Origin of the sequence: Hymenobacter sp. GOD-10R (genome assembly GCF_035609205.1) — a bacterium.
Lineage (GTDB): Bacteria > Bacteroidota > Bacteroidia > Cytophagales > Hymenobacteraceae > Hymenobacter.
Genome location: NZ_CP141184.1, coordinates 1,571,824 through 1,585,022 on the forward strand (window position 1 = coordinate 1,571,824; position 13,199 = coordinate 1,585,022).

Genomic DNA, 13,199 nt, shown 5'->3' on the forward strand with positions numbered 1-13,199 from the left:
TAGGGTAGAAGGGTAATAGAATGGTTACGAAAGCGGCGTAGCAACGCAATTCCTTTTGTCGCTACGCCGCCAAGAAAACCTAGGTAGTAAGGCCTACAGCACCTTGCGCGCCTGCAAGTCCGCCATAATTTCCAGCATCATCACGCCGCTCATTTCGGTAGAAGCATCAACGGAACTGCCGGGAAGGCTGGTCCAGTTGGTATTGAAAATGAACTGCGGTTTGCGAGTGCCGCGCTTATATAGGCTCTCACCGTTGAACTTCAGGAAGGACACGTAGCTAGCCTTGTTGGCCGCACTAACGGCTGCCTCATTCGACAGCAGGTTCAGGTAGCGCACCAAAATGCCCTTGAACAAACCACCATCGCCGTTACCTTCCTCCTTAAGAATGCCGCCGGGTGAAAGTTGGCTGTCGTTGAGCACATAGCTAGCCGTGCGCGTGGCGTCATCGAGGTAGGTAGACTGCTGCGTGGCGCGGTACAAGGCTAGGCCGGCCCCGATGAAGGTGCCTTGGTTGTAAGTGAAGCGCCAGTCCTTGTCAATCTGGTTGTCGCCCTGCCGGTTGATGCCGTCCCACACGGCCCCTGAGGTAGGGTCTACCAGCTTCGACTTTTCCCAAGCGTAGATCTTCTGCGCCCATGCTAGGTCGTCGGGGTTGCGGTCGAGGCTGTAGAGGCGGGCGGCCAAGATGGCGGCGGGGGCATTGGCCGGCGTGTTCTTGTAGCTGCGCTGCGACTTTTTCCACGCGATACCACCGCCCTGCTGGTCATTCCACCCTAACTTGATATCAGCCCACAGCAGATTAGCGGTGTTCTTGTAGTCAGGGTCCTGTGTCAGCTCGAAAGCCCGCAAACAGGCCAGCGCCTGCCACTCCATGTCGTCGTAAAACTCGTTCAGGTACGTGTTGCCGTTCTTGGCTTTGGCGCCCTGTTGCAGCTGCCGCATACGGCCTAGGTAGTCGGCGCTCTTGGTGCGCTGATAGGCGTCGGTGAGTACATCGAGGCCGTGGGCCTGCCACCAGTAGTTGAAAGAGGCATCGCCAGCGTTGTTTTTCTGGTAATACTGAGCCGTAGGCGACCAAAAGCCCTGCTGTAGGGCCGCCTGCGCCGAGTCGGCGCGGGCGGCCCAGTTGGCCACCGCCGCAGCGGGTGGGGGCGTGGGTGGCGTGATATCGTCATCCACAGGGTCGCTGCAGGCGGGCAGCAGTAGCAGGCTCAGCAGAGCGCAGCTACCAGCCCGCAGCAGGGTATGGCGCATCGAAAAGATTGACTGACTCATACCTAGGTTAGCGCACCGTTATTTGGTGAGTATAGGGGCCGTCCGGCTGCATCTTCACCGTGACATCAACACTCTTCTTGTCGACTTCTGTCTGGAACTTGAAGGAGTAATCGTACTGCACATCGGGGCCGGGCACCAGGTAGAAGTAAGAGGCCGGCGAGGAAGCAGTGGCGCGCTGGTTGTCGGAGTTGGTGCTGCCGAAATACTGTTTGCTGGTAGTACCGGCCGCGTTCTTCTGGGTGAACAGGAACTTGTAGCGCTCGTCGCGACCCCAGCTTTCCTGGTGGAACTCGACAGGCGTGTTCTCTATCTTCCAGATGCCCTTGCCTACGTAGGGTATCGTTACCAGCACTTTGTTCTCGGGGGCAAACCACAATCCAACCGACTGAATTTCGGTCATGGAAGCAGCAGCGTTGTTGAAGTCAACCTTGATCAGGTATACTTTGGGCGTCGTAGTCGGGCTAGTGCCTTGGTTGCCTTCCATTAGCTTAGCGCCGTCGATGTAGTAGTACGTGGGCGTGCCAGTAGTTTGGTCGATCAGCTTCACATCACCAGCGGTCAGGCGGGTATAGATTTCAAACACACCAGACGAAATACTCTTGAAGGGCACGGCTTGGCTGATGTTAGCACCTCCTTCGGTGCCCGAACCCGTGATGTAGAGCTTGCCGGGAGCCGTGGCGAAACCAGCAGGACGCTCCAGCGTCATCACGCGTGATTCGGACGCCGTTACCACGTTGAGACCCTTCGAGGCGTTCACCGTCCACTTCAGCTTGCCTTGTGCCGAGGACTTGATACCAGCTAGGTTGGCAATCTTGTTGAGGTCGCCGTGGGTAAGTACGAGCTTGGTTTCGAGGCCATTAGAACCCGACGTCGTGCTGTACAGGGGCTTCGAAAAGTCGCCGTCTTCTTTGTCAAACAGTACCTCGTAAAGCACCAGCGTGCCGTCGGCGGCGCGCGCCTGGCCCCACTCAAAAGTCACGGCCGCGTTGGACGGCGGGTCGAGGCGCACGAAGGCGTTCGTGGCGGGTGAAATCAGGTTGCTTACGGGCGTAATCGTCTCGTTTAGCTCGTCATCGTCTTTGTCGCAGCCCGAGAGCAGGCCCATAACGAACAGTATCAGCAGCAGAGGCCAAGAAAACTTTTTCATAAGTATTGAAGGTAGAAGCAAGAGATGGGAAGGGAGAAAAGGGGCTAGGCTTACCAGCCTGGGTTCTGCGTTAGGTTTGCGTTGATGTCACGCTCCCGCTGAGGCACGGGCCAGAGGTAGTGCTTGGCCGGATCGAATGTGCGCTGATCCACGCGTATGTAGCCGTTGTCCACGGCCGGGTCGCCCGTCTTGATGCCGTGCGCATAGCCGTTGAGCACCGTTTCGGCAGTGCGCCACCGGCGAATGTCGAAGATGCGCAAGCCTTCCATGGCTAGCTCGGTGCGGCGCTCCCGGCGTACGATCGTGCGCAGGCTAGCTTGGTCGCCGCTAGGGAAGTTGAGGGCTGCCGCATCAGTGAAGCCGGCTCGGCGCCGCAGAGCACCAATGGTGCTGTTCCAGTCGGCGGCCGTGAGCTTACCTTGCTCGTTCAGCGCTTCGGCGTGCATGAGTAGCACATCGGCGTAGCGAATCAGCATCAGGTTCAGGCCCGAGTTCAGGTTGGCATCAGCGGTCGGGTCAAAGTACTTCGATGAGTAATAGCCGGTGGGGCTAGCATCGGCCCGGTCCACGGAGTTGTCGCCGGTGCCAGGGAAGGTGCGAATGGTGATGTTAGAGCCGTCGGGGCGCTTCCACACGTAGCCATCGTACACCAACGTAGTCGAAAAGCGTGGGTCGCGGCCCGTGTACGGCGTGGTCTCGTTGTAACCCGAACCCGCTTCGTTGATGGCTTTGCCATTAGCCATCACATAGTCGTTTACCAGCTCCTGGGTTGGAGCAATGGAGCAGACAAGCTTGCCCTCGGTGCGCGGAATGAATTGGCGCTGCACATTATACGTCCGCGAGGGGAAGGCATACTGCATGTCGAGTACGTCCTCGCTGTTGTTCTCATTGGCTGGCGAGAACACGCCCGCGTAGGTTGGGAATAAACTGTACGTACCGGCTTGCCCATTGATTAGCTGCGTTGTAACAGCTGACACATCCGCCCACCGGCCTTCGTAGAGCAGCACGCGGGCTTTCAATGCGAGGGCTCCGCCTTTGGTGAAGCGACCTTTGTTCTCGGCACTGTACGCCGTATTCACGGGCAGCACGCCCGCTGCTGCATCTAGCTCACTCAGCACAAAAGCTAGCACGTCGGCGCGCGAAGCGCGGGGCAGGGCGTTAGCCTCGGTCACACTTACTTCCGTGGTGATAAGGGGCACGTCGCCATACCACGTCATCAATTGGAAGTAGTGGAAAGCACGGATGGCCTGCGCCTCGGCAATGTAGCGGGCTTTGAGGTTGGCATCTAGGCTTGTGATCTTGTTGATGTTGTTCAGTAGCCGATTGCAGGCGCGGATACCGCCGTAATGGAAGCCCCACTCGTTGGTGATACGCGACTGGTTGGTGCCGTAAGCGCCTTCGGCAATGTTGCGGGCGTTGGAGCCGTCCACGTCGCTCTTGTTAAAGGCGTTGTCGGAGAGCGTCTCGTTGAAGAAGAAGTACTCGCTGGAGTAGAGGCCCGCGTAGCAGGAGTTCAACACGTTTGATGCGTCGGCGGCCTGGGTCCAGAAGGTGGCGTCGGTGGGACGGTCGGAGGGCGTTATGTCAAGGTCTTGGCAGCCGGAAAGGCCCATGCCAAGTCCTAGCCCCAGGAGCAGCGTATAGCGAAAATTACGGTTCATGGAAGTGCAAATGGGGAGTTAGAAAGAAACATTAAGACCTAGGGTCACCAGGCGGACGCTTGGGTACACGCGGCCGCTGCTGCCCGTGCCGCCACCTAGGCCCACACTCTCGCTGAACTCCGAGATTTCAGGATCAAACCCAATCTTGCGCAAATGGCTAATGGTTAGAAGATCTTGGCCCGATACGAAAACGCGCAGCTGCTCAATACCCGCTTTGCTGGTGAACGTGGCTGGCAGCGTATAACCTAACTGCACGTTTTTGAGGCGAGCGTAAGCGCCGTTGCGCAGCCAGTAGTCCGAGCCTTGGTTGTTGTTGGTCGACGCCGTACCGATGGTCAGGCGCGGATATGAGGCGTCCGTGTTGGTTGGCGTCCAGCGGTCGAGGTGCTGGGCGTACACGTTTTCCCAGTTATTGTGGAAGGCTTCTACGCCTTCGCCCCGGATGTACAGGTTACGCTTGCCCACGCCTTGTACAAATACTACTAAGTCAAAACCTTTGTAATCAGCGGTGTAGGTAGCACCGAAGGTGTAGCGTGGGAAGGGGTTACCTAGCACGTAGCGGTCATCTTGGTTGATCACGCCGTCCCCGTTGCGGTCCACGTAGCGAATGTCACCGGGGCGCAGCGCGCCGGGCGCTACAAACGCAGGCTTCGGACCAGCATTTATTTCTTCCATCGTCTGGTAAATGCCGTTGGTGCGGTAGCCGTAGTACGAGTTGATGGGGAAGCCCTCGCGGATGATGTTCGTGGCGTCGCCACCCCGAATCGTTTCTACGCCCTTGGTGTCAGTCACCAGGTTGCGAGTATCGGCGGCGTTCAACGTCAGGCTCTGGTTGAAGCCACGCTCGGTGCGCAGGCGGTAGGTAGCCGAAACTTCCCAGCCTTGGTTGCGGACGCTAGCTGCGTTTTGGGTCGGAGCGCCCGCGCCAAAAGCGCCAGCTACCGGCAGGTCGATCAGGATGTCGCTGGTGCGCTTGTCGAAGTAGTCGAAGCTAACCGACAGGGCATTCTTAAAGAAGGCGGCATCCACCCCGATGTTGCCCATCGTCGCGGTTTCCCACGTGATGTCGCGGTTGGCGGTGCTGAAGTTGGCGCCCGGTACGGGCTGCTCGCCAAACGAGTAGGCACCTGGTGCGGTGCTGATGGTGCTCAAGTAGCGGTAAAGGCCAATGTTCTGGTTGCCAAGCTGCCCGATGGAGCCCCGCACTTTCAAGTCACTGAAGGTTGGCTGTAGGAAAGACATGAAGTTCTCCTCCAAGGGACGCCAGCCTGCCGACACCGATGGGAAGAAGCCCCAACGCTTGTTGCTGGCAAATCGAGACGAACCATCATACCGGAAGCTACCTTCGATGAGGTATTTGCCGGCAAAGGCGTAGTTCAAGCGACCAAATACCGAGTTCAGCGCCCACTGCTCATTGTTGCCGTAGGTGCCGTTGGCGTGGTTCACGCCGCTAGGGTCAGAAATGGCCGCGTACGTCGTGCCGTTGCTAATTACCCCGAAGTCGTTGCCGGGTACGTTAATCACGTGAATACCAGCACGGTCGTCGTTGTAGTGCTCACTCGAATACCCTACTAGCGCTTTCACCTCATGCTTTTGGGCGAAAGTGTGCTCGTAGTTGGCCGTAGCTTGGTAGTTGGTGAGCAGCGTGCGCTGGGTGCGGTCGGTAACAGAGTTGTTGCCGTCGCCACCCGAGGTAGGTGAGCCGTCGAGCGTCACGTACTGAAGGCTGCGCGTGAACTCGTTCATGCGGTAGTTCCACAGGTCGCCGCCTACGAGGCCGCGCAGCTTCAAGCCCTTAATCACTTCGTATTCGGCGTTGAGGTTGCCGTAGCCGTTGTCGTTCGAGTTGGTGCGTAAGCCGCCGTTTCGCAGCCGGTTCACTGGGTTGTCGCTTGAGGTGGCCGGCGTCACGTAGTTGCCCAGCGAATCCTGTAGGGGGTAGATAACCGGAATGCGCACCGCATCGCTGATGATCCAGTCGGTGATGAATGCGTGCTCACGGGTGCTCACGCGGGCGTAGGAGAAAATAGCGCCTACTGAAAGCTTGTCTGTGACTTGCGTGCTCAAGTTCAGGCGAGCATTGAGGCGCTTGAACCCATATTTGTCGCCTACAAATAAGCTATTCTGGTCCACGTAGCCCAGCGACATCAGGTAGCGCGTCTTGCCCGAGCCGCCACTGAGGCTGAGGTTGTGGTTTTGCTGTAAGGCTTGCTTTTTCAGCACCGCATCTAGGTACCACTGGTAGTCGCCGTGGGCCGCGAAGTCGCGCATCTGCTGAGGCGAGAACTGCGGCGCTTGCCCCGAGTTGACCAGCGCCTCATTCTTGAGCTGCATAAATTGCAGGCCCGTCACAGGGCGGCGTAGGAAGTTAGGTGACTGCCAGCCAACGAGCGTGTTGTACGTTAATACCGGCTTTTGATTGAGCGTGCCCTTCTTGGTGGTGACAAGCAGCACGCCATTCGCTCCCCGCGAGCCATAAATAGCCGCCGACGCCGCATCCTTCAGTACCGTTATACTTTCAATGTCGTTGGGATTAAGCGAGTTGAGTGAGCCCGCAATGCCATCGACAATCACCAGCGGCGAGGCGTTACCTAGGGTGCCTACGCCCCGAATATTGATGTTGAGGCCGGCACCCGGCTCGGCGCTGCTCTGCTGAATCGTGAGGTTGGGGGCCGTACCTTGGAGGGCTTGGGCTAGGTTGGTCACGGGCCGGTTTTCTAGGGCCGGAGCCGATACTGTGTTAAGAGCGCCCGTCACTTCAGCCTTCTGCTGAGTGCCGTAGCCTACCACCACCACTTCACTTAGCGCTTTCGCGTCTTCGGCTAGCGTAACGGTCAAGTTGCTAGTCGCGCCTTGTATGGCTATTTCTTGACGAGCAAAGCCAACGAAGCTGAATACCAGCGTACTATTCTCAGGCGCTTGCAGGCTGAAGCTGCCGTCGGGTCCGGTGCCGGTACCTAGGGTAGTACCTTTCACTACGACCGTCACGCCGGGCAGACCAGCGCCTTTGCTGTCTACCACACGGCCAGCTACCGTGATATCCTGTGTGGCGGAAACGTTTGCAGAAGACGTGACGCGTCTAATTTCGACGGGGGTAATAACGTAATCGTTTGCATGCAGCTTTTTGAAGCTCAAGCCTACTTGGGGAAGCACACTCGTAAGCCGAGCATCCAGAGTAGATACTTCAGTTGGAGGAATTACACGCTTGTCCTCGACGAGGTCAGTGTCGTAGGCAATGATGCTCTTGTACTGTTTCTCCCATTGTTTTAGCAGGTGTTTAAGAGGTACTGCCTCAACCGCAGCTTGCCGCGTATGCATGCGCTGCGTGGAAGCGAGCAGCTGCGCCGATACCGGCGTGCTAAATGCATTTAGCAACAGCGCACTCGCTGTGCAGAGCAGTAAGCGAGAACCGGGTCTGTCAGGTAGGGTAGGAGGTAGGTTCATGGAGTATGGTGGGAAGAAGGGTAATTAGATAAAATAAGCCGGTTCTGCCGATGCACAATTTGCAGGTGAAAGGTAGCCGCTAGGTTTTCGCAGAGGAGGTCTAGGTTGTCTACAGGAAAGGTGCCCGTGAACTTGCGCTTCTTCAAGTCGGGGCTAGCTACTTCTACCTCCACCCCATAAGTGTCTTGTAAGCGGGTGGCAATGTCTGCAATAGAGGTAGCGTCAAAGACCATTTTGTCATCCGTCCAAGCGGCGTAAGAAGCAGCTTGCACGGCTTGGTGCACCACTTTCTTCGGCTCCTTATCGGAAGTCTGGAGGAGCTCGCCCGGCTTCAGAATCACCTTACGCCGGGTGGAATCGGCAAACGCAACTTGCACCTTACCCGAGAGCAGCACGACTCGCGCCTGCTCGTGGCGCCGGTACACGGTGAACTTGGTGCCAAGTACCTCTACCGCAAAACCCGCCGTGGTATGCACCACAAAAGGCTTGTTATCAGGTAAGTGTTTCACGGAGAAATAAGCTTCTCCATCCAGCCACACCTCGCGCGGACGCTCCGGGTCGGGCGTTGCAGCGTAGCGCACCGTAGAATGCGCGTTCAAGGTTACCTCCGACCCATCAGGTAGTTGGACAACTTGGGTCCGGCCATACGGAGTAGCATAGCTAGCTACTGTGGGCTCCACCACTTGGTTGCGCTCATGTAGGAACCAACCCGTGCTAGCTACGGCGCTGACCACAGCAGCCGCAGCCGCCCAACGGCGCCAAGTACTGGGGCGAGTCGCGTTAGCAGTTGGAGCAACCTCCAGTTGCATGCGCGCATAGATGTTCTCGCGCATGCTGGCGTAGTCATACGGATCGTTGTCATCGGACTTGCGCGCTAGTTCGGGCTCTTGGGCGTGCTGCCCCATCCAATAGTGGGCGAGCAACTCGTTGGCCGGATCCGCAAGCCAAGCGCGAACAGCCCGCGCTTCCTCTAATGAGGAAGCGCCTCGCACATAGCGCAGGCAGGCTTCGTAGTCAATTTCTCTGGGCATAGGCAAGTTCGCTACTTCTCTGTGTAGTAAAAGCCACGAAGTAGCCACTCCCCCAACGCACCCCGGAAATATTTTTTTACGCCGGTGGTTATTGAACGTAACTACTTAGATATCAACCCGAAAAATTGCATTGACTAAAAGCTAATCGTGCTGTGATTACCGCATCAGCATGCCCTTCCAGGTATTTCTATACCTAACCTAGCCTCCCTCCGATATCGGTGGTGGTTTGTTGTATTAACCGAGCAGGTAGCCCAAGGCGAAGTAGTAAAATTCTTGTTCTACCTTGTATTTAAGGATGGGATAAGTTTTCTATATCTTGCAGAAACTTGCCCTAGGTTATTTGTTCTAAGGTTGTTTATCTTTAGGTACTTAGGCTTGTGTGCAAGCTTTTACTACTGCCTACTTTCCCTTGAAAGTCGTAAAAGAATTCTCCGACCACTATTGCTTAGAACGCCTCCAACAAAATGACACGGCGGCGTTCGACATGCTGTTTGATCAGCACGCTCCTGCCTTGTGCCGTTTTGTGCATGGCTACCTGAAGAGTCATGCTGATGCGGAGGAAGTAGTACAGGATTGTTTTCTGAAACTATGGGAGCGGCGGCACGAGTTCGACCAAGACATCGTGTTCAAAACCTACCTCTACACCTCGGCTTACCGAGCTATTTTAAAGCAGCTGCGCCGCCAGCGGTACTGGGTATTCGAGGACTGCGATGGGGAACTGCTCATTGAGGAAGGTAGCCCCAGCAAGATCATGGAGTACCAAGAGATGGAGGAGCTTTATCAGCTAGCGGTGGCCCAATTGCCCTCGCGTCGTCGGCAGATATTTGCCCTCAGCCGTCAACAGGGCTTGTCACACGCAATGATTGCGAAAGAACTGAACATCTCGGTGAAGTGCGTGGAAAACCAGATGACGCACGCCCTGAAGTTCTTGAAGCTGTACTTTCAAGCCCACGGCATGTCTTTGGCGCTGGTTCTCATCCTGTGCTCACTGTAGTTTTCTAGCGGCCTTCTGCAAACTACGGTTTCCAACCTTGTCAGTGTTCTCTAGCCGCCACGTGGCGAACAGGCTCGGTGGTGAGTATAAATAGCTAGCTTTTGCCTAGCTGCTGCCACTTCATTAGTTATTTACGCCAAGCCCTTCCTACCCGCATGGTCTGTCGTCCTCTTTGTTTGGGCTGACGGACCATGCGGGTAGGAAGGGCTTGGCATACGAAACCGTTACGGAAGCAGTCAGTTTTTAGGCGAGCCAACTGCACTGGCGCGGCGGAACAGCAACGCCGACCCAACCCACAGCACAACAAAGAACGTTGTTACTCCAAACGCCTCTAGAATTCCTCTCGATTCTATTTGAGGGCGCCAAATAACTAGTGCAATTACCGGCACTAGCGCTTGCGCGAATGCCACGGCATATAGCGTGCGCACCATCCCCAGCGGCCGGAAACGCGCAAGGATAGCCCCAATCAGTCCCACGGCAAGCACTCCACCATAAAGTAGGTTGGCGGGGTTATTTTCACTGCCGATGAGCCCTACCGCTAGATTCGTCCAAACAAGTAGCAGCGCAACGGCCAGCGCAGCCCCAACGGCCATGCGATACGCACTGGTGTTCCCCAGCCGCGCAACTAACTCATATGCGAGGCCTGTACCAAACAGGAGAGTGCCAGCGACAACGAAATCGAACAAGGTCCAGGTCACTTCGGTGGTGAACTGCATTGCCACCAAAGGGATCAGCAAGAGGAATGCTGTTACCAGCATAAGACGAACGAGGCTTCTGGTTAACGTCATGACTGTGTTGTTTTTAGTTTAAGGAACAGAAGAGCAATTACTAAAGCCAGCTAAGAAAGAAGGGCCAGGTCTCGGCAGTAGTAACTCAGCGCGAAGCACCGCGAGTTATAATACTGTAAAGGAAAAGAAAGAACTTTGTATTTCAAAGTAACAGTGTATACTTGTTTTCATTGGTGTGTTTTAAGCATGCTTTAAGCTCGCTTTGGTTTTCCTTTCTGTCTCGTCTATACCTGCATTCTTGGGCCAACCTCGTGCTCTGCTATTTGCACCTAGGTACATGGTCGCTTTTCTGAACGCTATAGTTACGCCCTGTTTTGAATGCCCCGCGGGAATACTAGTTACTACAGACCTAGGTTTGATTCACACACCTCGCGCTTCCGCTTATTGGCGCTCCTAATATAGATGAGCCAGCGCCTGTGCGCTGCTTGCCTGTTTTCGGGCTAAAGCGGATGTGTGAATTGTACAGTAGATGGTTTGCCTCGCGCAGTGTAGACCTCCGCTCAGTGCTGGACCTTTGTGCAGGAGTTGGTACTACTAATCTAAGCACAGTCATTGTATGAAAGTTTTTGTAACTGGAGCGTCGGGCTATGTGGGCTCGGCAGTGGTGCAGGAGTTGCAGCAAGCGGGCCATCAGGTACTCGGCCTAGCTCGCTCCGACAAATCGGCGCAGGCCCTAGCGGCGGCTGGGGCTGAGGTGCTGCAAGGCGACCTCAACGACCTCGACAGCCTTAAGCGCGGCGCAGAAGCCGCTGATGGCGTTATTCATCTGGCCTTCAACCACGACTTCTCGCAGTACCAAGCCGCCGCCGTCACCGATAACCGGGCCATTGAGGCGATGGGTAGCGTGCTGGTTGGTTCCAATCGGCCGCTAGTGGTGACCTCGGGCATGGCTGGCCTGTCGGCAAAAGACCGACTGCCAACCGAGGATGACGTGCCTACCGGCGCGGTTCGTACCTCGGAGCAGACGACACTAGCCTTGGTGCCGCAAGGCGTGCGGGCCATGGTTGTGCGGTTGGCTGCGTCGGTGCACGGTGAGAGGGATTCCGCTTTTGTGCCCTACCTCATTCAAGTGGCTAGGCAAAAAGGTGAGTCCGCGTACATTGGCGAAGGGCTAAACCGTTGGCCAGCAGTACACCGGCTTGATGCGGCCCGCCTATTTCGGCTGGCGCTAGAGCAGGGGGCAGCCGGGGCGAGTTACCACGGAGTAGCCGACGAAGGCATTTCCTTACGCGACCTGGCAGCTATCATCGGTCGGCACCTGAGTGTGCCGGTGGTGTCAAAGTCAGTCGAGGAAGCCGCCACGCATTTCAACTGGCTAGCGCGCTTTGCCAGTATGGACCTAGCTGCCTCCAGCACCCTAACGCAGCAACGCCTGAACTGGCACCCCACGCACTCCGGCTTGTTGGCCGATTTGGAGCAGGGGCACTATTTTGCTACCTAGCTCTTTGCCCTCAGTTGATATTGAGAGTAAGTGAAATAAGAGCCCAAAAGTTAGGCCGCAGCTACGTTTCTAAACTACCGCACGGGATCTGGCCAACTGGAACTGTCAACGTCCTGATCAACTGCGCTACGGCTATTGCCTGCTGTCACAGGGAGTAGCCGTAGCGTGTTTTGGTGCCCGTTGGTTTTCGTTGCTTTCCGCTCAGCTGCGAACGATTTCGGCTTCATTCCAAACAGAATCCGGAGTACCGAAGAGCGGTAGATAACAGCGTAGAGAAACAAGGTGCCCCCGAAAGTACCTAGGGCAATAACCAGAAATTTGGCGGCGTTGGTAGCGGGCCATTGCAGCACGTAGTAGCCCAAGGCGATGAGTACCGTTTGGTGCAGAATATAGAACGGATACACTGCCTCGTTGGCGCGTTGGAGTAGTAGCGAGTTTCGATTAAGATAGCGCCGCCCGAAACCAATGCAGACCAGTATCCAGCACCAGCAGTTGATACCTTGTACGGCCCGTTTGATAGCGCCGCTGATAAAGGCGGAATAGAAATCACCACCCCAATAGTAGAAGCTGAAGGCGGCCAGACCTAGGGTCAGGAACAAGTAGCGCTGTCGTTCGGCAGCTTGCCAGAAGCCCGCCAGGGGGCCGAACAAGTAGCCGTAGACAAACAGTGTAAGGTAGAAGGCAAAATTGAACCAGTCCGAAACCAGATTGCGGTGGTCGGGCCAGTAAGGGCGTAGCACGAGTTGCAGGAAGACAAGCGGCAGCGCAAACAGTAACACGCGACCCGGTCGTTGGAGCCATTGGCTCAGGCGGGCAAGTAGGACCTGGGCAGCAGGCTTGCGCAGTTGCAAGAAAAGCGGCAGACTGAGTAGCGAGAAGGGGAGTAGGTAAGCAATAAACCAAAGGTGATTCCAGGTAAAGTTACCCTTGGGGTAAGTGCCTTCGAAGTAATGCGGGTAGAAGTCGAGGAGAGACGTGTAGCCCGCACCTTGGGCTAGCCGCTCGTAGTACACCTGCGGCACTACCACTACCAGCATGCCAAACGCTAGCGGTAACAAGAGACGTTGTAGCCGCTCGCCGATGAACTGGCCGGCCTTGCGACGGCCCAGGGCAAAGGTGACGCCAACTCCGGAAATTACAAATAATAGCGGCATACGCCACTGATTCAAAAACTCCATGGGCAGCTCCAGCACCGGGCTGCTAACCTGACTCATGAGGTGGAATTGCCAGCCCACGAAAACCATTCCCGTATGATAAAATATTAGCAGGCCGAAGGCGAGGACCCGAAGCCAATCGAGGTCGTAGCGACGGGCTTCGGTGGATGGTAGAGCAGTAGCAGGACGCATGGCTGATAAGGTTGTAGGTGAATCGAGACTCAAATCTACTGTTGGCGCCGCCACTGTACGACACACCTTACA

General features: G+C 56.2%; 9 protein-coding genes. 2 read left to right on the forward strand and 7 right to left on the reverse strand.

Features of this window, described 5'->3' with window-relative positions:
- Nucleotides 1-93: 93 nt before the first annotated feature.
- From SD425_RS06460 to SD425_RS06480, 5 genes are read right to left on the reverse strand one after another with little or no spacing between them, the layout of a single operon-like run.
- Complete coding sequence (locus SD425_RS06460; RefSeq protein WP_324676626.1) at nucleotides 94-1,275, reverse strand: glycoside hydrolase family 76 protein; 1,182 nt, start codon at nucleotides 1,273-1,275, stop codon at nucleotides 94-96.
- Nucleotides 1,276-1,282: 7 nt separating this feature from the next.
- Complete coding sequence (locus SD425_RS06465; protein ID WP_324676629.1) at nucleotides 1,283-2,422, reverse strand: SusE domain-containing protein; 1,140 nt, start codon at nucleotides 2,420-2,422, stop codon at nucleotides 1,283-1,285.
- A gap of 50 nt (nucleotides 2,423-2,472) precedes the next feature.
- A complete protein-coding gene (locus SD425_RS06470; protein ID WP_324676631.1) occupies nucleotides 2,473-4,083 on the reverse strand; it encodes a RagB/SusD family nutrient uptake outer membrane protein in 1,611 nt (536 codons plus the stop codon).
- A gap of 18 nt (nucleotides 4,084-4,101) precedes the next feature.
- The gene (locus tag SD425_RS06475; RefSeq protein ID WP_324676633.1) at nucleotides 4,102-7,527 is read right to left on the reverse strand and encodes a TonB-dependent receptor; all 3,426 of its coding nucleotides are present in this window, start codon (nucleotides 7,525-7,527) and stop codon (nucleotides 4,102-4,104) included.
- Nucleotides 7,524-8,558 carry a FecR family protein gene (locus tag SD425_RS06480; protein WP_324676635.1) on the reverse strand — a complete coding sequence of 345 codons (1,035 nt, stop codon included), beginning with the start codon at nucleotides 8,556-8,558 and terminating at the stop codon, nucleotides 7,524-7,526. The genes SD425_RS06475 and SD425_RS06480 overlap by 4 nt, the downstream gene beginning before the upstream one ends.
- A 409-nt stretch (nucleotides 8,559-8,967) precedes the next feature.
- Here SD425_RS06480 and SD425_RS06485 point away from each other — a divergent pair, with 409 nt between their 5' ends.
- Nucleotides 8,968-9,552: an RNA polymerase sigma-70 factor gene (locus SD425_RS06485; RefSeq protein WP_324676637.1), complete on the forward strand. Its 585-nt coding sequence runs from the start codon at nucleotides 8,968-8,970 to the stop codon at nucleotides 9,550-9,552.
- A gap of 236 nt (nucleotides 9,553-9,788) precedes the next feature.
- Here SD425_RS06485 and SD425_RS06490 read toward each other — a convergent pair whose 3' ends face one another.
- The gene (locus SD425_RS06490) at nucleotides 9,789-10,340 is read right to left on the reverse strand and encodes a hypothetical protein (RefSeq protein WP_324676639.1); all 552 of its coding nucleotides are present in this window, start codon (nucleotides 10,338-10,340) and stop codon (nucleotides 9,789-9,791) included.
- Nucleotides 10,341-10,896: 556 nt separating this feature from the next.
- Here SD425_RS06490 and SD425_RS06495 point away from each other — a divergent pair.
- Entirely contained in the window at nucleotides 10,897-11,781 is an 885-nt protein-coding gene (locus SD425_RS06495; RefSeq protein WP_324676641.1) for an SDR family oxidoreductase, read from the forward strand.
- 74 nt (nucleotides 11,782-11,855) lie between these two features.
- On the opposite strand, the gene SD425_RS06500 is transcribed toward SD425_RS06495, so the two are convergent.
- Nucleotides 11,856-13,127 carry an acyltransferase family protein gene (locus SD425_RS06500; RefSeq protein WP_324676643.1) on the reverse strand — a complete coding sequence of 424 codons (1,272 nt, stop codon included), beginning with the start codon at nucleotides 13,125-13,127 and terminating at the stop codon, nucleotides 11,856-11,858.
- Nucleotides 13,128-13,199 lie beyond the last annotated feature (72 nt).